This window comes from Inquilinus limosus MP06, from assembly GCF_000767795.1.
GTDB classification, from domain to species: Bacteria; Pseudomonadota; Alphaproteobacteria; order DSM-16000; family Inquilinaceae; genus Inquilinus; species Inquilinus limosus_E.
Window position 1 is genome coordinate 1 of the sequence record NZ_JANX01000938.1, and the last position, 1,445, is coordinate 1,445.

Genomic DNA, 1,445 nt, shown 5'->3' on the forward strand with positions numbered 1-1,445 from the left:
CGGAAAGCGCGCCGGTGATCGAGCTCGGGCCCGGCACCGGGGCCTTCACCCGGGCGCTGATCGGCCGCGGCGTGCCGGAATCGCGGCTGGCGCTGGTCGAGGCCGGGCCGGATTTCGCGGCGCTGCTGCGCCAGCGCTTCCCGGAGGCGCAGGTGCTGTGCATGAACGCGGCCCGGCTGGGCACGGCCGATCCCTTCGACGGCGAGAAGGCCGGCGCCGTGGTCAGCGGCCTGCCGGTGCTGTCGATGCCGCCCAAGACCGTGATCGGCATCCTCAACGGCGCCTTCGGCCATCTGCGGCCGGACGGGGCGTTCTACCAGTTCACCTATGGGCCGCGCTGCCCGATCCCGCGCGCCATCCTGGACCGGCTGGGCCTCAAGGCGGTGCGGATCGGCCGGGCGGTGGCCAATGTGCCGCCGGCCGCGGTGTACAAGATCACCCGCCGCTGGCAGCGGCCGCCGGCTTAGCCATAGCCTGGCGCCGGGAGGGCGCGGTGCCGCTGGGCCGTGTCGCCCCCTCACCCGAAATCGCTGACGCGATTTCGACCTCTCCCCAAGGAGAGGTGAAGGGGCGCGGCTCGGATATCCCTCTCCTTGGGGAGAGGGAGGGTGAGGGGGCAGGCCGTGCCGCGAAGGCAGGTTACTTGGGGCTGACAGAAGCCGTCCCGACCATCGCGTCCCAGGCCGCCATCGCGTGGTCGATGATGGCGTGCATCTCGCGGCGGCCGGTGCCGTCGCGGGCCTTGATCGACAGCCCGGCCAGGACGGTCGAGGTGAAGCCGGCGAGCGGGCCCAGATCCAGGCCCGGCGGGAACTCGCCCGCGGCCTTGCCTTGCTCCAGCCGGCGCAGGATCAGGCCGCAGGATTCCTTGTGCAGGTCCAGCAGATGGGCGCGCACGCCCTCATGCTCCGGCGCCGTGTTGATGGCGCCGAGGATGACGAAGCAGCCGTTCGGCAGGCCGGGGTCGGTGAAGGCGTCGGCATTGTCGCGCAGCATCGCCTCGATCGCCGCGCGCGCCGTGCGCTGGCAGTCCAGCGCCCGGTGCGTGGCCGAGCCGCTGGTGGCGCGGTAGAGATCGACCGCCTCGCGGAACAGCGCCTCCTTGCTGCCGAAGGCGGCGTAGAGGCTGGGCGCCGCGATGCCCATCGCCGCCGTCAGGTCGGCCATCGACACGCCTTCATAGCCATGCCGCCAGAACAGCTCCATCGCCCGCCGCAGGGCCACGTCCCGGTCGAAACCGCGGGGTCGGCCGCGCTCCGCCATCTCCGATCCTTTCTTTAATGATCCATAAATAAATCGCTTGACCGCGGGATGCAACTGCGCCAGCTATTTATTTATCGATCATTAAAGATATGGAGTCTCCCCATGGCCGACCTGTCCGGAACGGCGGCGCTGGTCACCGGCGCCAGCCGCGGCATCGGCGCCGCCATCGCCCGCCGCCTGGC

2 protein-coding genes are annotated in these 1,445 nt (G+C 70.9%); one reads left to right on the top strand and one right to left on the bottom strand.

The window, feature by feature from the left end:
* On the top strand, positions 1–467 hold a 467-nt coding region (locus P409_RS34165), incomplete at its 5' end, for a class I SAM-dependent methyltransferase (RefSeq protein ID WP_034849266.1).
* Positions 468–639: 172 nt separating this feature from the next.
* Here the strand turns inward: P409_RS34165 and P409_RS34170 are convergent.
* Positions 640–1,263, bottom strand: a complete 624-nt coding sequence (locus P409_RS34170) for a TetR/AcrR family transcriptional regulator (protein WP_034849267.1) — start codon at positions 1,261–1,263, stop codon at positions 640–642.
* Positions 1,264–1,445: the final 182 nt, after the last annotated feature.